This is a genomic window from Pilosibacter rotomagensis (assembly GCF_045062245.2).
Classification (GTDB): domain Bacteria; phylum Bacillota; class Clostridia; order Lachnospirales; family Lachnospiraceae; genus Pilosibacter.
Window position 1 is genome coordinate 2,730,062 of the sequence record NZ_CM170323.1, and the last position, 23,280, is coordinate 2,753,341.

A 23,280-nucleotide genomic window follows, 5' to 3' on the forward strand; every position below is an offset into this window, starting at 1 on the left:
TTCCTCTCCCGGTTCTTTATAATACTTTTCTATCTCTCAAACACAACCCAATACGTCCCCAGCACCTGCTCACACGGGATCTTTGCCGCATTTTCTGCGGTAAACGCTTCCTTCGGATACACGTTTTTTACATCTGTCGGATAGGCAGGGAGTGTCTTTCCGATGCTGACGCCGTGCGCATCGTTCTCCGTAAACTTCCAACGGAAGCTGCAGTCGCAGAATTCTTTGTTGTTTTCGATCTTTTCAGGCTTTCTCAGGATGATTTCATCTTCAATAAAATAGCAGCCCGCATTGTCCTGCTCCACTCCGTAAGCCATCACATCCTGTTCTACTTTCAAACTCTGCCTCCGTAAGTTTTATCGTTCCTGAACTTCTTTCCCGCTGAGATGTTCGATCTCGATCTCAAAGACCTGTGCCGCTCTTCCCGCCTGCGCGATCTCCTCATCCGCCAGTTTCTCATCCGGGTAATATTTCATCGCAAACCGTTTCAACAGGGCAAGCGTCTCCTCCCCCGTCTCAAGCAGGCGGCATCTGCCGAAGACGACCGTGCTCTGCATATACGGCGCCCATGCTTCCTCCCGGATCGTTTCATTTCCATAAACCGTGAAGCACACCTTGTCCGAAGCCCGCAGCGCATCGACCTTGTGTCCTGCGCGCGCGCCATGGAAATAGATCTTCTGCTCGTTTCTGTCGTAAAAATAGTTGACCGGGATCGCATACGGATAACCGTCATCCCCGTTTACCGCGAGAACACCGCGTCTGCTCTTCTCCAGAAGTGATTCTGCCGCATCAGCCGTAATTGCATTTTTCTTTTTCCGAATTTCCCTGAACATCTCTCTCCTCCATCTCCCGAATAATCTCTTTTTTCCATTTTCAGTCTCATCAGACTTTCCTGTACATATCTGCAAAAAGTCATGATTGTTTCCATAAAACATATTTTCCTCATTTTACCACATTACCGCCCTGACAACAATTATCAAAAAACCCGGATGACAAATTCTGAAATTCCAGTTAATATAGAATTATCGGAACTACTCCGTACTCTCCCAGTTACGGCCCTCTAAAAATCGAAATTGTTCCGCATCTTCACGATTACTGAAAATCATCCGACTCAAAAAAGGAATTTCTATATGGATCTCAGAATACTCCGCTACTTTCTCACAGTAGCCAAAGAACAAAGCTTCACAAAAGCCGCCGAACAGCTTCATATCACCCAGCCGACTCTCTCCAGGCAGTTAGCCGCGTTCGAGGAAGAGCTCGGCATTTCTCTCTTTAACCGGAACGGGCGGACGATCACCCTGACCGACGAGGGGATTCTCCTAAAGCGCCGCGCTCTCGAAATGCTGGATCTCGAAAAGCGGACTCTGGAGGAGCTGAAAGGGACCGAGGAAGTCATCGACGGCAGCGTCACGATCGGCTGCGGGGAATTCGCAGCCGTCGAGATCCTGGCAGAAATCTGCAAAGTCTGCCGTGAAAAATATCCGCTCGTACAGATCGCGATCCACACCGCCACGGCGGATACGGTCTACGAGATGATGAAAAAAGGTCTCGTGGACATCGGGATGTTCCTGGAACCTGTGGATACGGAAGGTCTCGACTACATCCGGATCCCGGAAAGTGACCACTGGGTCGTCGGGATGCGCCCGGACGATCCGCTCGCCGGGAAAGAATTCATCACAAAGCAGGATCTCCTCGGGAAACCGCTGATCCTCCCGGAGCGCACCGGAGTCCAGAGTGAGATCGCAAACTGGTTCGGAAAAGACTTCAATAAGCTCCAGATCGCATTCACCAGCAATCTCGGAACAAATGCCGGAGTCATGGCCTTTTACGGGCTGGGATACCCGGTATCTGTCGCCGGTGCGGCAAGATACTGGCGGCCTGACCTGCTCGTTCAGCGGAAACTCTTCCCAGAGATCACCTCTAGTACCGTGATCGCATGGCAGAGAAATCTACCGAACTCCCATGCGGTCAACAAATTTATCGAGATCATCAGTTCCGTGGCCACTCATGATGCAGGAACTTCTCTGATTTCGTTAAATGCCTGCAAGGCATAAATCATGATTTGATATAGGTATTGGACATTCAAAAATCTTAGACCTACAATGGATGCATAAGAAGATCCATATCTTCTTTCTGCATCCTTTTTATTTACGCGAACTTGTTTTCACAGGAGGTAATTCAAATGGCAAAAAAATTGGTCGCATATTTCAGTGCAGGCGGAACAACAAAGAAAATTGCAGAGCAGATCGCAGAAGCAGGAAACGCTGATCTCTGCGAGATCACACCGAAGGTGGCATATACAACAGCAGATTTAAACTGGATGGACAAAAAATCCAGAAGCAGCGTGGAGATGAATGACAAGAAATTCAGACCGGAGATCGTAAAGGCAGATATCGATATGAGCGCTTATGATACCGTGATCCTCGGCTTCCCGATCTGGTGGTATGTCGCTCCGACAATCGTGAACACCTTCCTTGAGTCCTACGACTTTACAGGCAAGAAGATCGTCCTCTTCGCGACATCCGGCGGCAGCGGATTCGGCAACACAGTAAAAGAATTAAAACCGTCCGCACCTGATGCAGAGATCGTGGAAGGAAAGCTTTTAAACAGAGCTTCCAGACAGGAGATCGCTGATTGGGTAAAATCCTTATAATAAAGCAAAAACCGGCTGCAGACTGACATGATCCAGGATCATGCAGCCTGCAGTCGATCTGGAAATGGAGAAAAAACATGGCAAAAATTGTACAGACAGCAGGAAGAAACGCACTGGGTGAATTTGCTCCCCAGTTCGCACATTTTAATGACGATGTCCTCTTCGGAGAAAACTGGAACAACCAGGACATCGATGTAAAGACGAGAAGTATCATCACCGTTGTGGCACTCATGTCCTCCGGGATCACGGATTCTTCCCTCGTGTTCCACTTAAAGAACGCAAACGCACACGGTGTCACCCAGAAAGAGATCGCTGCGATCATCACCCATGTGGCATTCTACGTCGGCTGGCCGAAGGGCTGGGCCGTCTTCAACCTTGCAAAAGAAGTATGGCAGATGAATGAAGGCGATCTTCCTTACAAGGACGAGGCCATGAGAGCCCATGCAAAGTCCATGATCTTCCCGATCGGCGCCCCGAATGACGCCTTCGCAAAATACTTCGTCGGTCAGAGCTATCTCGCACCGGTATCCACCAAACAGGTCGGTGTGTTCAATGTGACCTTCGAACCCGGCTGCCGCAACAACTGGCATATCCACCACGCAAAGAGCGGCGGCGGACAGATCCTTGTATGCGTGGCCGGACGCGGCTACTATCAGGAGGAAGGCAAAGAAGCCATCGAGATGAAGCCGGGCGACTGCATCAATATTCCGGCGGAAGTCAAACACTGGCACGGTGCCGCTCCGGATTCCTGGTTCTCCCATCTCGCCATCGAAGTTCCGGGCGAAGAGAACTCCAACGAATGGTGTGAGACCGTTTCTGATGAGGAGTACGGGAAACTGAAATAGGATGATCCCGCACTTTGCCGCATACAAGCGCTCACACTGCAAAGCGCCTGTTTGACAATCCGCTCTTTTTTCTCTATGATTTACACGCAGACAGTGTCTCCTGTTTTTGGAAACTCTGCAAAAATCTGACAGAAAAAGGACGTACAGTATGTTCGAAAAACTAAAATATTTCTCCACGATCTTCTTCGGTACTTTCATCATCGCCGTGGGAGTCTATTTTTTCATGAATCCGAACCACATTGTCAGCGGAAGCATCACCGGACTCGCAGTAGTCCTCGTAAATTTCATTCCGCTGTCGCTCTCCGTCATGACTCTGATCTTAAACATCATCTGCATCATCCTGGCGTTTCTCTTTATCGATAAGACTTTCGGGACAAAGATCATCTTTATCTCCATCCTGCTCCCGGTACTTCTCTTCGTATTTGAAACCGCCTTCCCGGATCCGGGATCTCCGACGGGGAACATCGCCCTGGATGTGGTTGGTATGATCGTTGTGATCTGTTTCGGACAGGCGATCCTCTTCAACGCCAACGCGGCATCCGGCGGTCTCGATATTATCGCGAAGATCATGAACAAATATCTCCATCTGGATCTCGGACAGGCGATCATCATCGCCGGCATGGTGACGGTCGCGAGCTCCTATTTCGCCTACGATCTTCAGACCGTGATCATCGGTGCTCTGGCGACCTACTTCAGCGGTCTCGTGCTGGACTACTTTATCGATGAGTTCACCGGAAAGATCCGGGTGTGCGTGATCTCCGAACACAACGATGAATTCCGCCGCTATGTGATCGAGAATCTCCAGCGCGGCATCACTGTCTACACGGCCACCGGCGGCTACAGCGATGCCCAGAAGAGCGAGATCCTGGCGATCCTCACAAAGAAGGAATATGGTCAGTTTATGGACTATGTCCAGTCAAAAGATCCTAACGCGTTTGTCACGATCTCCAACGTAAAGCGCGTTGTCGGAAGCTGGAATACGCCGAAGAGACGGACGTACTTCTAAAAAAACCAATATTTCCCTTATTATCGCGACAGTCGCCAAGTTCTCGCACAAGCGCAGACTTTGGCTCGTTGTTCGCGTAAATCAAACAGGTCCGCACCGGTGATCTTCACCTGCGGACCTGTTTTTTATCAATCTGGATTTGTGCGAAATCTTTCTATATAAAATTCCCGTCTTCAGCTTCCCGTTTAATTCAGGAAATTCTCGATGATCACGTTCTCCGCTTCTTCCTCGGTAAGTCCCAGAGTCCGGAGCTTTAATAACTGCTCATCGTTGATCCTTCCGATCGCCGCCTCATGGATGATTGCCGCGTTGAGATCACGCGCGCGGATCTCCGGGATCGAGCCGATCTCCGCATGGTCCATGATGATCGAGTCACACTGGATATGCGCCTGGCACTTGTTGTTGCCGACCGCCTTCGGGTGGAACGTCTGGACGGAATTTCCCTTTCCGACGGATCTGGAGATGATCTGTGCGGAGCTCTCCTCCCCGTTTAAGCGGACCTCGATGTTGGACTCCGCCGTCTGCTCTCCCTCGGTCATCAGGCGTTCAGTCACATACAGTCTGGAGTTTTTCTCCATCTCGACAAGCGTCTCGCGGACCGTAGAGTCAACGCCCTTGATCTGCGCCGTATCCAGCGTAAATACGGAGTTTTCTCCCACATAGATATTCGTCACCGGATTCAGCACACGACCGCCGGTTCCGTTTCCCTCTCCGTAATGCTTTTCCTGATAACAGACATTCGCGTTCTTTCCGACATGGAAGGTATGGATCCCGTCATGACGGCTCTCATTGCAGCCGCTGTTGTGGATCCCGCATCCCGCAACGATCGTCACGTCCGCGCCATCTGCGATGTAAAAATCATTATATACAAGATCCGTCATGCCGGAAACGCTGACAACGACCGGAATATAGACCTTCTCGCCCTTTGTCTCGCTGTCGATATAGATATCGATCCCCGGCTTGTCCGTCTTCTTTTTGATCTTGATGTGCTCACTGTCCCCGTGGCAGATGGAAGTTCCGTTCTGACGCAGGTTGAAAGCGCCTTTCTGGGAAAATCCATTGTCATTGATGACTTTCAATACTTCTTCTACTACATGATCCAGCTCTACCATTACGCTCTCACCCCCGCTTTTCCTGCACATGTATGACATTTATCGAGACCGTTCAGGCACGGAAGGACATCTTCTCTGAGACCTTCCGCCTTGATCTTTCCATCATCGATCACCATGATCCGGTCCGCCATGCTGATGATCTTCTCCTGGTGGGAGATCACGATCAGACTCTGTTTTTTCTCTTTGTGGATCTCCTCGAATTTATGGATCAGCATGGAAAAGCTCCAGAGGTCGATCCCGGCTTCCGGCTCATCAAAAATACATAAGGTATGTTCCTTCGCAAGAACTGTCGCGATCTCGATCCGTTTCATCTCGCCGCCGGAGAGCGTTCCATCGATCTGGCGGTTTAAATATTCCTCCGCGCAGAGTCCGACATCCGATAATAACTTACAGCACTCGACGTCTGACATTTCTCTTCCTGCTGCCAGTGCGAGAAGTCTCTGCACCGTCATTCCCTTAAATCTCGGCGGCTGCTGGAACGCATAGCCGATCCCGGCATTCGCACGGTGGTTGATATCGTAATCCGTGATATCCTCCCCGTTTAAAAAGATCTTTCCGCTCTCCGCCTTCTCGATCCCGATCAGGACCTTCGCCAGCGTAGACTTACCGCCGCCGTTCGGTCCCGTGATCACCAGCATTTCTCCATCGTCCACCTGGAAAGAAATATGATCCAGGAGACATTTTTTCGTCCCGTTATCCTCCACATGGAGGACTAAATTTTCTGCTTTTAACACAATTTCACCTCTCTGTATCTATGCTCCCGTACTCTGACAATCTCTCATTTTTCTCCAGTCACGAATACCGCTGAGTTTTGTTAAATTCTATTTTCCGGTAGGTATGAGTGTATTATAGCGCAAAATTATCAATTTCGCCATCAAATTATAGGATTCTCCGGATGTTCCTCTTTTTATACATGTTCTGTTTCACGGAATTTTTTCATTCCAGATTCCAAAATTTGTTATCCCGACCTTCCTCTGATATTTGCCACATCCGCTGTCATTCCATGTGCTGAAACTATGACAGGCGGCCTCTCTATTCCATTTTCACCGTCTCCCGCAGATCAAATTGCTTTTTCGCATGTTCTATGATAGACTGTCTCTTACACGCACAAATGTATTTGTGAAAAAAACACGAGGAGACTATATTATGAATCATAAACGCAGTTCGTTCTCCGGAAAACTCGGTTTCGTCTTATCGGCGGCGGGCGCATCCGTGGGACTGGGAAACATCTGGCGTTTCCCGTATCTCGCCGCGAAATACGGAGGCGGGATCTTCTTACTGATCTATATCATCCTGGCGCTGACCTTCGGCTACACGATGATCATGGCGGAGACCTCCTTAGGGCGCATGACGAAAAAAAGCCCGGTTGGAGCCTACGAATCCTTTGGAAAGTCAAAACTCCTGTCCGCCGGCGGCTGGATCAACGCCGTGATCCCGATCCTGATCGTGCCGTACTATTCCGTGATCGGCGGCTGGGTCATCAAATACCTGTTTGAGTATCTTCTGGGACACGGACAGGCACTCGCGGCTGACGACTATTTCTCCGGCTTTATCTCCAACGGATTTTCCGCGGAGATCTGCTTCCTGATCTTCACCATGTTCACAGTTGTGATCATCTACATGGGTGTCCGGAACGGGATCGAGCGCGTCTCAAAATTTATGATGCCGATCCTCGTGATCCTCTCCGTGATCATCGCGGTCTACTCCGTGACAAGACCGGGCGCGATGGCAGGCGTGAAATATTTCCTGGTTCCAAACCTCGAAAACTTCTCCTGGATGACCGTCGTCTCCGCGATGGGGCAGATGTTCTACTCCCTGTCGATCGCGATGGGAATCCTCGTCACGTTCGGCTCCTATATGAAAAAGGACACCTCGATCGAGGATTCGACGAAAAATGTTGAGATCTTTGACACTGCGATCGCGATCATGGCCGGACTCATGATCATTCCGGCCGTCTTTGCCTTCTCCGGCGGCGACCCGGATACTCTCCAGGCTGGACCTTCCCTCATGTTCATCACACTTCCGAAGGTATTTGCGGGCATGGGATTCGGAACAGGCACAGGGATCCTGTTCTTTCTCCTCGTCCTGTTTGCGGCGGTCACAAGCTCCATCGCCCTGACCGAGAGCGCCGTATCCACCTTCGAGGATGAGCTGCACTGGAGCCGGAAAAAAGCGACCGTCTTTATGACCGTTGTCATGATCTTTCTCGGAACACTCTCCTGCCTCGGATATGGTCCGCTGGCGGACATTACCGTGATCGGAATGCAGTTCCTTGATTTCTTTGATTTTCTGACCAACTCCGTCATGATGCCGATCGCGGCGATCGCGACCTGCCTGCTCGTATCGAGAGTCATCGGTGTGGAAAAGATCGAGAACGAAGTTACCGAGGGCGGCCACCCGTTCAAGCGGAAAGCCATCTTCCAGTTCATGATCAAATACCTCTGCCCGATCTTTGCCGCGATCATTCTTGTGAGCTCCGTGGCGAATGCGTTTGGGTGGATCTCGATGTAACCGTAAAAAGAAAGAGCCGTGCCATTCTCGTCGGATGACATGACTCTTTCTTTTTCTATATTTTTCTGACATTCCGCGAAATTCTTTTTCCGTGAATTTTTTGCGAAACTGCATTTCATCGCCTTCCAATGAATTTCCTGAACATGATGTACAGATTTCCGGACTATCCGTTTTCCCTACTCCTCCGGCTCCTTACATACATCCACCCAGCCTTTCGCACCGGCGACTTTCTCCAGCTCCGGGATCGTGAGTTTTACCGCGCTGTGGTCGTTTCCGGCTGCCGGGTAAACGGCCGTAAACTGCTTTAAACTCTCGTCCAGATACACCGTGATCCCGTCATTGATCCCGAACGGGCACACGCCGCCCGGCGCATGGCCGATCTTTTCTTCCACTTCATCAAACGGGATCATCTTCGCCTTCACATGAAAGGTTTCTTTGTATTTATGGTTATCAATCTTTGCGGTTCCTTCCGTCAGGATCAGGACCGGCGCGTCTCCCTGTAAAAATGACATCGTCTTCGCGATCATTCCCGGTTCTACGCCAAGCGCCTCCGCCGCCTCTGCGACCGTTGCTGTCGAATCTGCAAGTTCGATCACATGATCCAGAAAACCTTTTTTATCAAGATCTGCTTTTGCTTTTTCTAATGACATGATGTGTTTCCTCCTTTGCAAGCTGTCCCTATTCTACCACGTTTCACCGAAAATGGTGAAAAAAACTGCCGTCGATGGCAGCATATGATCTGTCACCAACAGCAGTCTTTCTTACATACACATCGATCAGATATCAAACACCCCGAGCATCACGATCCCGACCACAACCAGTGCGATCATCGCATAGTGTTTCCAGGAAAGCTTCTCTTTCAGGAAGATCCGGCTCCATACGACTGACGCGACGCAGTATGCGGAGATGATCGGCGCGGAGATCGCTGCGTGGACCGTGTCGGAGAGTGCGAAGATATACGCGAACTGACCGGCTGTCTCGCAGAGAGCTCCGAGATATTTCGGACCTTCCTGGGCAGCTGTGAACTTCTGTTTCTTAATGAAACCGACGTAGATGATGCAGCAGAAAGCCGCAAACAGGAATGTCAGCTCGTAGGCGCTGTTTGCCGCGGACGCAGCGTAGGAAGAGCATTCCTCTGCCGTTGCGAACATTCCGGCCGCCTCCGCCTCTCCTGCGAGCTTGTCGAGCACCATGGTGTCCGCGAAGGTACCGGCCGCATCGAGCAGACAGTACGCCACCGGCAGAAACAGCGCCAGCCAGGACTTCGCATACTTATAATTGGACGCAGCCTGGCGCTCCCGGCGCAGTTCATCATCTTCCCTCGACTCAACAATACCAAGCCCGATCACGCCGATGCACACGAGAGCCACCGCTCCGATCACCGCAAGACGCATGTTCCCCTCGATCGCATCGTCCAGGGTACCCGTTAAGAAGCAGAGCACCGCAACGAGAGCGCCTGAGGAGTTGCAGATCGGTGAGGAGATCGAAAGCTCAATGTACCTCAGACCGATGTAACCAAGCGTCATAGACGAGATATAGAGCAGGGATACCGGCAGATACACCATGGCGATATGCCATGTTACCACCGTACCTCCTACAAAGATCGTATAAAGTGCATGTACTCCCATCACAATTCCGACGGCAATAACCATCTTTAAGTGGGCGTACTTATCATTTCCGCGGCAACCGATCTTTGAAAACAGATCCGAGCCACTCCAGCACAACAGTGCTGTCAGTGCAAGCCAAAACCACATATGCTTTTTCTTCCCTCTTTTCGTATTTGCCCGAAATGGACCTGCTTATTATATATCCGATTCCCGGTTCGCGCAAGGGAATTACCTGAGAGGTTTTGTCAGCACTTAACACCCAAATAACTTCGCAGTCTTCTCCATCCGCTCCGCGATCGGAACTCCGAACGGACAGCGGGATTCGCAGGCATGACAGCCGATGCACTCAGATGCCTTATGGTCCAGGAGTTCATAGTGGGACTGGATCGTCGCCGGGACCTCCGGCTGCATGGTCGCCAGATCATAAAATTTGTTGATCATGGCAATGTCCAGATTTGCGACACACGGCTTGCAGTGTCCGCAGTAGGTGCACTCCCCGCGGTAGGAGTGAAACGGCGCGTTCGCAAGCACGGACGCATAGTCTTTCTCTTCCTCAGAAGCCGTCTCGTATCCTGCTGCCGCATCCACCTGTTCCTTCGTGTCATACCCGCACATGATGGAACAGACACCCGGTCTTGTGAGCGCATAGTGAATACACTGCACCGGAGTCAGACAGACGCCGAACGGGGAACGTTTCGCATCGAAGAGTCTTCCGCCCGCAAATCCTTTCATGACCGTGATCCCTACATCGTGCTCCTCACATGTCTTGTAGAGTTTTGCACGGTCCGGATCTGTCCCTTTCAGCCTTGCATCAAACTCATCCGCGAACATTGTGTCGATATTTTCACTCGCCGGCAGCATGTCAAACGCCGGATTGATGCTGAAGAGGATCATCTCCACATAGCCGGATTCCGCCGCTTTCATCGCAACCTTCGGGTTGTGGGAGCTCATTCCGATATGGCGGATGATGCCTTTTTCCTTTAATTCCATCACATAGTCCAGGTAGTCAGAATGCTGGATCTTCTCCCATTCTTCCTCAGAGTCCACGTAGTGGATCATGCCGAGATCGATGTAATCGGTCTGCAGTCTCTTTAAAAGGTCCTCAAAAGCCGGGCGAACGTATTTCATGTCTCTCGTGCGGAAATACTGGTTGTCCTTCCAGGTTGATCCGATATGTCCCTGAATGAACCACTGGCTGCGGTTCTCTTTAATCCCTTCACCGATGATATTTCTTGATTTCGGGTCCGCCATCCAGCAGTCCAGGATGTTGATCCCCTTTTTCGATGCATATTTGATCAGCTCGATGCTCTCTTCCTCCGGATGGCGCTCAAGCCACTCGCCGCCAAAGCCGATCTCGCTCACCATCAGACCTGTTTTCCCCAATCTCCTTGTTCTCATCTGTCTCTCTCCTTTTTCATATCCCATAATTTTTTTCTGACTCATTTCCTTCGTTTTCACATTCCTGTCCGGCAAAATTTCCTGCAATAACGCAGTGGGATTTGCAGATATTCCCCCACAGGATCTTACCTGCATCCTTGTATGGCGAGTTTTATTGAAACGCCCCCGGCCCATCGCTCTCCGACACGAATCTGGCGAGTTTTACGGCTCCGTTTCCTTTTTTGTCGACCGCATAAAAGGTATAGGTTCCTTTTTCCGTGATCTGAAATGCCGCGGTATCTTTGTCATTCACCGTAAACGGCGTTCCTTCCACCGTCCCGTTCGCAAATTCCTCCGCCGTGTGCTCTCCCTTTGCATAGAGAAGTTTGTCGAGATCCCCATCGATGTCGATAACGCGCACGGTCAGATAATTTCCTCCATTCCTGCTCGAGGTCTGCATCTCGATATGAGGTGCCGTCCCATTTTCCGGTCTCGTTCCGCCGTTCTGGAATCCCTTTCTTGAGAGCGTGCTGATATCGTAGGATAATGCCGCTCCGACATTCAGCATTCCGCCGGAAACCGTCACGTCTTTCAGGCTCTCCATCGGCGTCACCGTGGACATCAGGATCTCCTTCACGTCTGCGACTCCGATCCCGTCAAAATAGGAATAGACCATCGCCGCTGCACCGGATACCATCGGCGCCGCCATGGAAGTACCGCTCATGTAACCATATGTATTTCCCGGCGTTGTGCTCAGGATATAGCTTCCCGGAGCCGCGAGATCCACCGTTTTCTTTCCATAGTTCGAACTTGCGGAGAGCATTCCGTCGATACTTAGATTCGCGACAGAAATGATATTGTCGAGATCATAAGCCGCCGGATAAAACGGGATCGCATCCGTGTCAACTCCCTTTCCGGTCTTCGGATTTCCGTTTCCTGTCGCCACAACAAAGAGCATACTGGAATTCTTCATCGCCTCATACAGCGCCTTGTCATCCACCGTCGATGTCAGGCTCAGGTTGCAGATCACGGCTCCATTGTCCTCCGCATACCTGATCGCCTTGATGACTGCTGCCGTGCTCCCTCCGCCGTCCGTGCCTCCTAGTGCCTTCAGCGCCATCACGCGCACCCGGTTTCCGGGAACGATCCCGGCAATTCCGATCCCGTTTCCCGTCCCGGCACTGATCGTCCCGGCTCCGTGGGTCCCGTGGCTGTCCTCTTCCCCGGTGAAGATCTGGTTGTTGTTATTATAAAAATTCCATCCGTAGACATCGTCCACATATCCGTTCCCATCGTCATCGATTCCATTTCCCGGGATCTCATCCGTGTTCACCCACAGGGTATCCTTCAGATCTTCATGCGTGTAGTCGATGCCCGTATCGATCATCGCGACGATCGTATCATGATTTCCGTTTCCGTACGTCTTCCATGCCTGCTCCAGGTTGATATCCACGCCGGATACCGCCTGGCGCTTTTTCACCTCCACAAGAGTTCCCAGAAGCTCCGCATTCTCCGTCGGCTGTCCGAACGGATCCGAATACACCGGATACTTCCTCATCTCCTCCGCTGCAAAGGAACCGTCATTGAAAAAAGCCCACTGTTCCAAGGCGGACGGGTCATTCGTCTGAATCTTTTCCGAGGCGAAAGCCATAAGCGGCTGCCCCGATGAGGCGAGCAGGGCTGTCGCCAGGATTCCCGCCGCGATTTTAGAAATTTCTCTTTTCTTTTTCAAATATTTCTGCTGCATATCCACTCTCTTTTCTGGTCACAGTACACAGACACTCCATGCCCGCACACTGTAACAGGATCTTGCCGTTGCTTCCCTTCCCATTCCGGCTCAGCAACATCCGCGGTCACAACGTTATCATACTCAAACCAATGTTTATTCTACCAGATATTCTTGTATTTTCTATGAACTTTTTTGTTTTTAGGTAAATGCAGCGCCAAATACGGTCTAAAAAGAAAAGGCAGAACAACATCTTCCGATATCATTCTACCTCTGTATTTCATTTTCCGGTTGTCTCGATCCACCGACTGCAATTTCGCGGAATCCTGTCGATCCGGATCAGGCTGTTACAGCTCCGCCGGTCCCTGACCATTGTCCGATCCCTGCTGACCGTTCTGAGTTTCTGCTGTCTTCTGCTCCGGATCCTGCGGCATCACGCTGTTTCCATCCTGCACCGGATTCTGAACCTGCTCAGCTGCCGGCTGTTCAGATCCCGCTGCTATCTCCGGCTGCCTGTTTCCGTTCTCTGCAGACTCAACAGTCTCAGCGCTCTCGCCGCCCATCCGGCTGTGATCGTCCTTCTGGCCTTCCTCCGGCTCCGGGATTCCCTTGACCTCACGGAAGATCTTCATGAATTCCTTGCCGGTGATCGTCTCTTTCTCGATCAGGAATGCTGCGATCTTATCCATCACATCCCTGTTTTCAGAGAGAAGACGTTTCGCCTCCGCATAGGCCTCTTTTAACATCTTCATGACTTCCGTATCGATCTCGGCAGCTGTCGCATCACCGCAGTTCATCACGGTGCGTCCGGTCAGATACTGGTTTTCCTGCGTCTCAAGACCCATCAGACCGAATTTATCCGACATTCCGTACTGGGTAACCATCGCTCTTGCGACTCTTGTCGCCTGTTCAATATCATTTGCCGCTCCGGTCGTCACGGTATCAAAGACGATCTCCTCCGCCGCACGTCCGGCAAGAGAGACAACGAGCATTGCCTTGAGCTCTTTCTTCGTATTTAAGAATTTCTCTTCTTCCGGAACCTGCATCACATATCCCAGCGCGCCCATTGTTCGCGGAACGATCGTGATCTTCTGGACCGGCTCTGCATCCTTCTGGAGAGCGGTTACAAGCGCGTGTCCGACCTCATGGTAGGAGACGATCCGGCGCTCCTCTTTGCTCAGGATCCGGTCTTTCTTCTCTTTACCGACAAGGACAAGTTCCACTGCCTCGAAGAGATCTTTCTGGGAGACAGCCTGACGACCGTTCTTGACCGCATTGATCGCTGCCTCGTTCATCATATTCGCAAGGTCCGCACCGACGGCGCCGGAAGTCGCAAGGGCGATCTCCTCGAAGTCTACCGTCTCATCCAGACGCACATCCTTCGAATGTACTTTCAGGATGCTCACACGACCTTTCAGGTCCGGCTTATCGACGATGACACGCCGGTCAAAACGACCCGGTCTTAAAAGCGCCGGATCCAGGATCTCCGGACGGTTTGTCGCTCCGAGGACGAGAAGTCCCTTGGAGGAATCAAATCCATCCATCTCGGAGAGGAGCTGGTTTAAGGTCTGTTCTCTCTCATCATTTCCACCGAAACGGCTGTCACGGCTGCGTCCGATCGCATCGATCTCATCGATAAAGATGATACACGGGGCGGACTGCTGTGCCTGTTTGAAGAGGTCGCGGACACGGGACGCACCCACGCCGACGAACATCTCAACGAAATCGGAACCGGAGAGGGAGTAGAACGGAACGTGCGCCTCACCGGCTACCGCCTTTGCGAGCAGTGTTTTACCGGTTCCAGGAGGACCCACGAGGAGCGCTCCCTTCGGCAGTTTTGCACCGATCTTTGTATATTTCTGCGGGTTGTGCAGGAAATCGACGATCTCCACAAGGGATTCCTTCGCCTCATCCTCACCTGCAACATCCGCGAACGTGACTCCGGTCTCCTTCTGGACGTAGACCTTGGCGTTGCTCTTTCCGACGCCCATCATTCCTCCGCCGCCCATCCGGCTGTACATCATATAGAGAAGTCCGATCATCAGTGCCGACGGAAGTACCCATCCCATCAGGAATTTCAGGATGCTGGCACTCGTACTCGTATCTTCTGCCACCACATGGACTCCGTTGGAGTCTAAAAGACGCTCCGCAAGTTCAGAGTCCGGAATTCTCACTGTATAATACTGGATAAAACGTGAAAGCTTTGTGGAAGAAGTCTTTGGCGTTAAATAGATCCTGTTGCCGGAGATCTTCGCCGTATCGATCTCTCCCTCTTTCAAGTATTCCACAAACTCCTCATACCCGAGTTCCTGGGTCTGGTTTTTGCGGACCATGTTGTTCATGACGGTCACAGCGATCAGCGTGATCACGAGGATCAGGGCGAGAACCCCGATATTCTGTCCGCTGGGCCGCTTTCTGTTCTGATTGTTGTTGTCCATTTATCTTCTCCACTTCTTTAGCGCATATATCACCTTTTGGGGACATTGCCCGCATTCTGTGATATAAAATTATAACTATTGTAACTGTTCAAATAGTTATACCTAATCATTATAATTTGAGTTTCCCCATAAGGCAATAAAAAAAGTATGAAATTTACGTGTTTACAAGAATTTTCAGAAAGGCTACAATACAAGATGTACGTTCCGTCCGAAAGTTTTATCATATCTGAAAGGCAAATGATCATGAACACTGTGATTCATCCGATCCCGCCCGTATTTGACCGGAATTCAAAGATCCTGATCCTCGGATCTTTCCCGTCCGTCAAATCCAGGGAAGGACATTTTTTCTACCATCATCCGCAGAACCGCTTCTGGAAAACCCTGGCCGGAGTCCTGGACGTTCCGGTTCCGGACACGATCGATGAGAAAAAGGCTTTTCTCCTCTCCCACCGCATCGCGCTCTGGGATGTGATTGCCTCCTGCTCGATCGAAGGTTCCAGCGACAGTTCGATCCGCGATGTCGTGCCGAACGACCTCTCCGTGATCCTGTCCACCGCCGATATCCGGGCGATCTTCTGCAACGGAAAGACTTCCTGGAATTATTACAGGAAATATCAGGAAGCCGTGACCGGGATCCCCGCCGTCTCCCTGCCGTCCACGAGTCCGGCGAATGCAGCGTGGTCGCTCGAAAAATTAAAGGGTGCATGGAATGTGATCCTTCCGTATATCAGATAATGCACGCTGCCCCGGTATGAATGTTTACAGGACACGCGCCATGCCCGCGCACTGTAACAGAAGGTTCCTGCACTCATTTGCTCCAGCATCGTCTGTTCTGCCGGCATTTTTCATGATAAAATTTTTTATGAATTACTTTCCTGCATGTTTTCCCTCTCACCATCGAAAACTATCAGCCAGGAGGTGATCGTATGAAAGAACCATCAAAAAATAAGTCAGCTGATACCGACTGGGAGATCGACATCCAGTCCTGCTCCGCCACCGACTGTACCGGTCTGATCCCGGCGCTCCCGGAAAGTGACGCAGAGCTTGAGCATTATCAGGATCTCTACCATTATCTGCCTGACGAAAAAAAATGAGTCCGACTTTCACGGACCATATCTGCAAAATATGCATTCACAACTGCATCATACGGGATTTTTCGTTTAGATATTTTCGCTCTGTGGTGCAGGAACCATTTTTTCTACTCATCCGTGCATCCGGAAACTTCTCTCGATGCACCGGAAACTTGCAAGCCAAATATGATCAAATAAAGAAAGAAGTACAACGATTATGTTAAATGAATCCATCTACCGGTCATGCACCCTCTGTCCGAGGGAATGTCATGTTGACCGGACAGTATCCACAGGCTTCTGCGGCGCCGGACATGAACTGCGCGCCGCCAGAGCCGCCTTACATATGTGGGAAGAACCATGCATCAGCGGTACGACCGGAAGCGGGACCGTCTTTTTCTCCGGCTGTACACTGCGCTGTGTGTTCTGCCAGAATTTCCAGTTAAGCCATGAAAACTACGGAAAGACGATCTCCGCTTCCCGGCTCTCTGATATCTTCCTGGAGCTTCAGGAAAAAGGCGCCGCAAACATCAATCTCGTGACCGGGACGCAGTTCGCTCCGTCGATCATCCGTGCCCTGGATCTCGCAAAGCCAAAGCTTCAGATCCCGGTTGTTTTCAACTGCGGGGGATATGAAAAGATCGAGACGATCCGGGATCTCGCCGACTACGTCGATATCTGGCTTCCGGACCTCAAATACATGGACAACGGTCTCTCAAAAAAATACTCTGCCGCTCCGGACTATTTTGAGAAAGCTTCCGCCGCGATAAAAGAAATGATCCGCCTCACCGGCGGACTTACCTGGAATCAAAAGAGCCCGTCCATGCTGGACCGCGGCGTCGTCATCCGCCATATGGTCCTTCCGGGAGCAAAGGATGATTCGATCCGGCTCCTGCACTGGATCAAAGAGAACCTCCCGGAGCACCAGTATCTCATCAGTATCATGAGCCAGTACACGCCGTTTTACAGGAGCGCGGACTACCCAGAAATCAACCGCCGGATCACCTCATACGAGTATAACAAGGTCGTTGATACCGCCATCGATCTCGGTCTCACCGAGGGCTTCATGCAGGAAAGAAGCAGCGCCAAAGAAGAATATACGCCGCCGTTTGACTGTGAGGGGATCTGAGAGCCGGTAGAAGTTCAGACCGACAGGATTGATGATGACAACGTCAGCACCGGCAGCTTCCTGGATACAAACATCATAAAAGGTGGGTACCGAATCAATTTTTCTGTTTCGATACCCACCTTAATGTTCTGCGTTATCCAATGGATCTTACCTCGTTTTCATTAGATTTTGTTTCTATATGAAGTTTTTCTTGTTCACTCCGCCGGCTTTTTCCGAAAGTTTATATTTTTTGTTCTCATATCGATCATTGTATTTCTCTTTTCGATACTTTCTCGTCATATCTCGAAGGATTTCAAATAATCTTTTTTCGATCAATTACCCGGTTTTGTGTGTTTCCTTTGTTCCGGATTTTTCAGATTTGAAAAATGGAACGAGACTTATGTGTTCGGTGGACTGTACCTCCTTTACTTAGAATCTTTTAAGTACGAACCTTTTCGTCTTCTTTGCTTTGTTCTCTCTTTCTTTTTGATGTCTTTATTATATGCGATAAGTCCCATTTTGTCAACATGTTTTTAGAAATATTTTTATTTATTTTATTATTGTTAGTTAATTGTTGTATTGTGTATAATTATTCAAATAATTTTATCTGTCAGTATTCTCTGTATATTACTGGATTTCTCCGCCCCGGATTTTTACTCTGCAAGAATACCGCATCTACCAGCTTGCGCTGACTAAGAGGATGCACCAACGTTCATCTGCATTCGTCTTAAATCCCCTGGGTTATCCCCTTCTTTTTCTCTCCCCGCATCCCCGGAACAATACTGCAAATGTGACAGAGATTCCCGCCACCATCAGAAAGAGATCTGAGTACACCCCGAACGCAGCTGACACCTTCTCCCAGGAATCTCCGGCGATCCTGCCTGCATAGACGAGAACCGTATTCCACAGAAAACTCCCCGCCGCCGTGAAAGCAAGAAACGGGACGACCGGCATCCTGGCGATCCCTGCGGGAATGGAAATCAGGCTCCGGACGATCGGGACCAGTCTGCACAAAAAGACTGCAGACTTCCCGCGATCCCGGAACCAGTCTTTCGCGAGGTCGACATCCTCCGGTCTGAAATGGAGCAGCTGTCCGGCCTTTCCACAGAGCAGTTTCCGAAATATCTCATCCGGAAGGAATCTCCCGGCTCCGTAAAGAATGACTGCTCCCGCCATGGACCCGGCCGTTGAGAAGAGGATCACCCCGCCGGGCGTCATGTCCGTGCAGGTCGTCATGACACCTCCAAATGTCAGGATCACCTCCGAAGGGATCGGAGGAAACAGATTTTCCACTAAAATAAAGAGGAATACGGCAAGATTTCCGTATTCCCCCATCAGTTCCAGTACCAGCTCCCGCATATACGCACCCCCGCTTTGCCATGGGTACAATATATGTGGAGCTGATCTGCATTATTCATTTCCTTTTTCTCCGATCAGCCATTATATTTCTGGCTCTGCTCCGCGATCAGCGCCGCATCATCGAAGTAGTTGATCTTCATCGCCTCGCGCATCTCTTTTAAGGTCTGGGCAGCCACGCGCTCTGCCTTCTCGCTTCCGCTCTTTAAGATCTCGTATACAGCCGGGATGTCCTGCTCCCATTTCTTTCTTCTCTCACGGATCGGGCGAAGCTCTTCCTCAAGCACACGGTTTAAGAACTTTTTCACCTTTACATCGCCGAGTCCGCCGCGGGAGTAGTGTTCCTTCACCTCGTCGAGATTCTTGTAATCCGGCCAGAACTCTGCAAAGTACTCGTCCTTGCAGAATGCATCGAGATATGTGAAGACGGTATTTCCTTCCACCTGTCCCGGATCGCTGACTTTTAAGTGATTCGGATCTGTGTACATGGACATGACTTTCTTCTTTACTTCCTCCTCCGGATCGGAAAGATAGATGCAGTTTCCTAAGGATTTGCTCATCTTCGCCTTTCCATCGATTCCCGGAAGACGGCGGCATGCGTCGTTGCTCGGAAGAAGAATCTCCGGCATCACGAGTGCGTCTGTATTGTATACCGTATTGAATTTGTGAACGATCTCTCTTGTCTGCTCAACCATCGGCATCTGGTCCTCACCGGCCGGGACCACGTTTGCCTTAAATGCGGTGATATCGGCAGCCTGGCTAATCGGGTAGGTGAAGAAACCGACCGGGATGCTCGCCTCGAAGTTTCTCATCTGGATCTCGCTCTTTACAGTAGGGTTTCTCTGTAATCTGGAAACGGTAACGATATCCATATAGTAAGCGGTCATCTCATAGAGCTCCGGCACCATGGACTGGATAAAGATCGTGGATTTCTCCGGATCAAGACCTGCGGACAGGTAATCCAGGGCAACCTCCAGAATATTCTGGCGGACCTTCTCCGGGTTATCCGCGTTGTCTGTAAGTGCCTGGGAATCAGCGATCATGATATAGATATCGCTGTACTCTCCGGAGTTCTGAAGCTCCACTCTTCTTCTCAAAGATCCTACATAATGTCCTACATGAAGACGTCCGGTCGGGCGATCTCCTGTTAAAATTACTTTTCCCACAACAATATTCCTTTCTGTTCTGTGTTATCAGGCAGCCATTCCGGTCATTTAGACCTTCCTGCGGCCTGGATCTTTCTCTTTTATTCCAAAGCGCCCTGATCCATCTGATCGTGGTCACGGCACCCGGAGGCGTTATGATAGAATTATAAAGCGGATTCGCCTCTTTTGCAAGCATAACCGCTCTTTTTGCAGGATTCTACGGACTTTGGCTCGTTGTTCGCGTAACAAGTAAAGATCCGGTCACGATGAGTTTTCTCACCATGACCGGACCTTTCTATCATTTTCAGTATTATGAGATCACAGACCGTTTTCCGTTTTTATCCGTACACATCGGGCCTGTAAATCTGTTTTCATCCTTTAATCACGCGGACTTTATACATTCCGCTGATCTTCTCCAGATGGCTCACCGCCTCTGCCTTTGCCGGGTCCTCAAGATCCAGAAGTGTGTAGGCGTATTTGTCGCGGCTCTTGTTTGTCATGTTCGCGATGTTGATCCCCTCAGCCGCAAGGATCGAGGTGATCTGGCCGATCATGTTCGGAACATTTGCGTGGAGCAGGGCGATTCTTCCTGCAACCTGGCATACCCCCATGTCGCATGCCGGGTAGTTTACGGAATTCTTGATATTTCCGTTTTCCAGGTAATCCTTTAACTCATCCGCAGCCATCACCGCACAGTTGTCCTCAGATTCCTCTGTGGAAGCGCCGAGATGCGGAGTTGCGATCACGCCTTCCATCGCGGATGTCTTTGCGTTCGGGAAGTCTGTGATATATTTCTTTACTTTTCCTGCCTTTAATGCTGCTTCCATGTCATCGTCATTGACAAGAAGATCTCTCGCGTAGTTTAAGATCACAACGCCGTCCTTCATCTGATCGAAAGCGTCCTTGTTGATCATATATTTCGTGGAATCCAGAAGCGGAACATGAACAGTGATGTAATCGCACTCCTGGTAGATCGTGTTGACGTCCATGATGTGCTTTACGGAGCGGGACAGCATCCATGCCGCGTTGACGGAGATGAACGGGTCGTATCCGTATACTTCCATTCCGAGAGCTGCAGCCGCATTCGCTACCTCGCAGCCGATCGCGCCGAGTCCGATGACACCGAGCTTTTTGCCCTTGATCTCATTTCCTGCAAAGGCTTTCTTGCTCTTTTCCATCTTCTTTGCGATATCTTCCTCACCTGCATGCTCTCTGCACCATTCCACGCCGCCGATGACGTCTCTGGATGTCAGGAACAGGCCTGCAAGTACAAGCTCTTTTACACCGTTCTTATTTGCACCCGGTGTGTTGAATACGACGATTCCCTTTTTCGCGCACTCATCGAGCGGGATGTTGTTGACTCCGGCTCCGGCTCTCGCGATCGCCTGAAGTCTCTCCGGGAATTCTGTCTCATGAAGGGATGCGCTGCGGACCATGACTCCTTCCGCATCTTTGATGTCATCTACAAATGTATAATCTCCTGTGAGGCGGTCTGTACCGTAGTGGGAGATCTGATTTAAACAGCAAATCTTTCTCATAATGTCTCTCCTGTAATCTTTTCGATCCGGCAGCCTTACGCGTTCGCGTGCTCCGCCTCAAATTTTTTCATGAATTCTACAAGCTTTACAACGCCCTCTTCCGGCATTGCATTGTAGATGCTGGCTCTCATACCGCCGACGGTGCGATGACCTTTTAAGTTCACGAATCCGGCCTTTTCTGCCTCTTTTACGAACAGGGCATCGAGGTCTTTGTCACCTGTCACGAACGGTACGTTCATGATCGAGCGATCCTCTTTTCTTACTGTTCCATGGAACATTTTGCTCTGATCCAGGTAATCGTAGAGGATCTTTGCCTTTCTTTCATTTCTCACTTTCATGGCTTCCAGACCGCCCTGTTTCTTCAGCCATTTGAATACCTTGCCGCAGATATAGATTCCGTAGCACGGCGGAGTATTGAAGAGAGAGCCTGCCTTCGCCTGTACATCGTAGCGCATGATCGTCGGTGTCTCCGGAAGAACGTCCTCGCGGATCAGGTCTTCCCGGATGATCACGATGACAACGCCGGCCGGTCCGATATTTTTCTGGACGCCTCCGTAGATCACGCCGTATTTTGTGACATCCATCGGTTCTGAGAGGAAACATGAGGAGACATCAGAGACAAGTGTTTTTCCTTTTGTATTCGGGAGTGTGTGGAATTTTGTTCCGTAAATCGTATTGTTCTCGCAGATGTAGACATAGTCAGCATTCTCGTCGATCGGAAGATCGGAGCAGTCCGGAATATAGCTGAATGTCTTGTCTTCGCTGGATGCGATGGCATTTGCGGTTCCGTAAAGCTTTGCTTCCTTCCATGCTTTCTTTGCCCACTGTCCAGTGATGATGTAATCGCCGACACGATTCTTAAACAGGTTTAACGGAACTGCAGCGAACTGCTGGTGTGCGCCGCCCTGTAAGAACAGGACTTTGTAATTGTCCGGGATCTTTAAAAGATCACGGATATCCTGCTCTGCCGTCTGGATGATCTCCTCGAACGCTTTTGAGCGGTGGCTCATCTCCATAACGGACATTCCGGTTCCGTTATAATCCAGCATTTCTGCTGCTGCTTCTTTTAATACTTCTTCCGGCAACACAGCCGGACCTGCGGAAAAGTTGTAAACTCTGCTCATAAATTTTGTTCCCCTCTCTGATTGCTCTATGGTCTCTCCTCTCAGGGGCGGCCACGAATCCAGCCCAGTCGCATGATCCGTTGTATTACTTCACCTTGTCTCTTCTCTACCAATGTGAAGTCTCGAATCGGGCTGATTTGTCATATATCCTAGCACAAGTCACCCGGCAAATCAATGATAAAATTTTTTATTTTCGGGAATTATGTAAACTTTCTTCTTTTTTTAGTCTCTTTTTTTACAATTTCGATGAGACAGTTCCGAATTTTATTAGATTTCTCTGGGAAAATCGGATTTTATCTCAAGCAGATAAACCATGTTAGATTTTCATTTCCCTATCGTGTAAGATTATGGTACGTCAGTTATATCTTTACTCAATAGAAGCAGCGGACTTCCCTGATTCGGTAACAAGTGAAAACACGCTTCGCGAGTTTCCCCTTGTTATCGCGACAGTCGCCAAGGTCTCGCGCAAGCAGCGGACTTTGGCGTAAAAAAAAGAAAGACAGACTGCATATGTTTTATATGTACTCTGTCTTTCTGTATTCGTAACTGCTCAGTACCCTCACAGTTACGAGCAAAAATCCATTTCAAATCGGCTTCGCCGATGGGATTTTTGCCTTCAAGCCTGTGTTTTATTACGGTCAGCGCAGCAAGTGCCCAGACCTACTGA

Annotated in this window: 21 protein-coding genes; 8 read left to right on the plus strand and 13 right to left on the minus strand. The window is 50.2% G+C overall.

What is annotated here, in order from left to right:
- Nucleotides 1-29 precede the first annotated feature (29 nt).
- Both ACI3EW_RS12245 and ACI3EW_RS12250 read right to left on the minus strand, forming a co-directional pair.
- On the minus strand, nt 30-338 hold the full coding sequence (locus ACI3EW_RS12245; RefSeq protein WP_118530635.1) for a hypothetical protein: 309 nt from the start codon (nt 336-338) through the stop codon (nt 30-32).
- An 18-nt stretch (nt 339-356) separates the two neighbouring features.
- Entirely contained in the window at nt 357-833 is a 477-nt protein-coding gene (locus ACI3EW_RS12250; protein ID WP_118530832.1) for a pyridoxamine 5'-phosphate oxidase family protein, read from the minus strand.
- Between the two features lie 297 nt (nt 834-1,130).
- On the opposite strand from ACI3EW_RS12250, the gene ACI3EW_RS12255 reads away from it, so the two are divergent.
- The 4 genes from ACI3EW_RS12255 (at nt 1,131) to ACI3EW_RS12270 (ending at nt 4,504) form a co-directional block, all read left to right on the plus strand.
- Nucleotides 1,131-2,054, plus strand: a complete 924-nt coding sequence (locus tag ACI3EW_RS12255) for a LysR family transcriptional regulator (protein WP_118530633.1) — start codon at nt 1,131-1,133, stop codon at nt 2,052-2,054.
- Between the two features lie 128 nt (nt 2,055-2,182).
- Nucleotides 2,183-2,653: a flavodoxin gene (locus ACI3EW_RS12260; RefSeq protein ID WP_405581188.1), complete on the plus strand. Its 471-nt coding sequence runs from the start codon at nt 2,183-2,185 to the stop codon at nt 2,651-2,653.
- Nucleotides 2,654-2,730: 77 nt separating this feature from the next.
- The gene (locus ACI3EW_RS12265; protein ID WP_405581191.1) at nt 2,731-3,498 is read left to right on the plus strand and encodes a carboxymuconolactone decarboxylase family protein; all 768 of its coding nucleotides are present in this window, start codon (nt 2,731-2,733) and stop codon (nt 3,496-3,498) included.
- 148 nt (nt 3,499-3,646) lie between these two features.
- A complete protein-coding gene (locus ACI3EW_RS12270) occupies nt 3,647-4,504 on the plus strand; it encodes a YitT family protein (protein WP_118530627.1) in 858 nt (285 codons plus the stop codon).
- A gap of 185 nt (nt 4,505-4,689) precedes the next feature.
- On the opposite strand, the gene ACI3EW_RS12275 is transcribed toward ACI3EW_RS12270, so the two are convergent.
- Nucleotides 4,690-5,607 carry a SufB/SufD family protein gene (locus tag ACI3EW_RS12275; protein ID WP_483880007.1) on the minus strand — a complete coding sequence of 306 codons (918 nt, stop codon included), beginning with the start codon at nt 5,605-5,607 and terminating at the stop codon, nt 4,690-4,692.
- Between the two features lie 8 nt (nt 5,608-5,615).
- Nucleotides 5,616-6,350, minus strand: coding sequence for an ABC transporter ATP-binding protein (locus ACI3EW_RS12280; protein ID WP_118321263.1), 735 nt, complete (start codon nt 6,348-6,350; stop codon nt 5,616-5,618).
- Between the two features lie 412 nt (nt 6,351-6,762).
- Here ACI3EW_RS12280 and ACI3EW_RS12285 point away from each other — a divergent pair, with 412 nt between their 5' ends.
- A complete protein-coding gene (locus tag ACI3EW_RS12285) occupies nt 6,763-8,127 on the plus strand; it encodes a sodium-dependent transporter (protein ID WP_118530625.1) in 1,365 nt (454 codons plus the stop codon).
- Between the two features lie 176 nt (nt 8,128-8,303).
- On the opposite strand, the gene ACI3EW_RS12290 is transcribed toward ACI3EW_RS12285, so the two are convergent.
- From ACI3EW_RS12290 to ftsH, 5 genes are all read right to left on the minus strand, one after another.
- Nucleotides 8,304-8,777, minus strand: coding sequence for a YbaK/EbsC family protein (locus ACI3EW_RS12290; RefSeq protein WP_215703285.1), 474 nt, complete (start codon nt 8,775-8,777; stop codon nt 8,304-8,306).
- A 126-nt stretch (nt 8,778-8,903) separates the two neighbouring features.
- Nucleotides 8,904-9,881 (minus strand): EamA family transporter, encoded by a 978-nt coding sequence (locus ACI3EW_RS12295; RefSeq protein WP_118530621.1) that lies wholly within the window; start codon nt 9,879-9,881, stop codon nt 8,904-8,906.
- A gap of 105 nt (nt 9,882-9,986) precedes the next feature.
- A complete protein-coding gene (locus tag ACI3EW_RS12300) occupies nt 9,987-11,132 on the minus strand; it encodes an aldo/keto reductase (RefSeq protein WP_405581200.1) in 1,146 nt (381 codons plus the stop codon).
- Nucleotides 11,133-11,283: 151 nt separating this feature from the next.
- Nucleotides 11,284-12,858 (minus strand): S8 family peptidase, encoded by a 1,575-nt coding sequence (locus tag ACI3EW_RS12305; RefSeq protein ID WP_405581203.1) that lies wholly within the window; start codon nt 12,856-12,858, stop codon nt 11,284-11,286.
- A gap of 326 nt (nt 12,859-13,184) precedes the next feature.
- A complete protein-coding gene (ftsH, locus tag ACI3EW_RS12310; protein ID WP_405581206.1) occupies nt 13,185-15,275 on the minus strand; it encodes an ATP-dependent zinc metalloprotease FtsH in 2,091 nt (696 codons plus the stop codon).
- Nucleotides 15,276-15,518: 243 nt separating this feature from the next.
- Between ftsH and ACI3EW_RS12315 the strand changes: the two genes are divergently transcribed.
- The 3 genes from ACI3EW_RS12315 to ACI3EW_RS12325 all read left to right on the plus strand — a co-directional run bounded on the left by ACI3EW_RS12315 (nt 15,519) and on the right by ACI3EW_RS12325 (nt 17,471).
- Entirely contained in the window at nt 15,519-16,010 is a 492-nt protein-coding gene (locus ACI3EW_RS12315) for a DNA-deoxyinosine glycosylase (protein WP_118321267.1), read from the plus strand.
- Between the two features lie 191 nt (nt 16,011-16,201).
- Nucleotides 16,202-16,369, plus strand: a complete 168-nt coding sequence (locus tag ACI3EW_RS12320; protein ID WP_182426555.1) for a hypothetical protein — start codon at nt 16,202-16,204, stop codon at nt 16,367-16,369.
- A 193-nt stretch (nt 16,370-16,562) separates the two neighbouring features.
- Nucleotides 16,563-17,471, plus strand: a complete 909-nt coding sequence (locus ACI3EW_RS12325; RefSeq protein ID WP_485663045.1) for a radical SAM protein — start codon at nt 16,563-16,565, stop codon at nt 17,469-17,471.
- 720 nt (nt 17,472-18,191) lie between these two features.
- Here ACI3EW_RS12325 and ACI3EW_RS12330 read toward each other — a convergent pair.
- The 4 genes from ACI3EW_RS12330 to serC form a co-directional block, all read right to left on the minus strand.
- Complete coding sequence (locus ACI3EW_RS12330) at nt 18,192-18,809, minus strand: DedA family protein (RefSeq protein ID WP_405581213.1); 618 nt, start codon at nt 18,807-18,809, stop codon at nt 18,192-18,194.
- Nucleotides 18,810-18,883: 74 nt separating this feature from the next.
- Entirely contained in the window at nt 18,884-19,972 is a 1,089-nt protein-coding gene (trpS, locus tag ACI3EW_RS12335; RefSeq protein ID WP_118298647.1) for a tryptophan--tRNA ligase, read from the minus strand.
- Nucleotides 19,973-20,322: 350 nt separating this feature from the next.
- On the minus strand, nt 20,323-21,489 hold the full coding sequence (locus ACI3EW_RS12340; RefSeq protein ID WP_215703280.1) for a phosphoglycerate dehydrogenase: 1,167 nt from the start codon (nt 21,487-21,489) through the stop codon (nt 20,323-20,325).
- Nucleotides 21,490-21,524: 35 nt separating this feature from the next.
- The gene (gene serC / locus ACI3EW_RS12345) at nt 21,525-22,613 is read right to left on the minus strand and encodes a 3-phosphoserine/phosphohydroxythreonine transaminase (RefSeq protein WP_118298645.1); all 1,089 of its coding nucleotides are present in this window, start codon (nt 22,611-22,613) and stop codon (nt 21,525-21,527) included.
- Nucleotides 22,614-23,280: the final 667 nt, after the last annotated feature.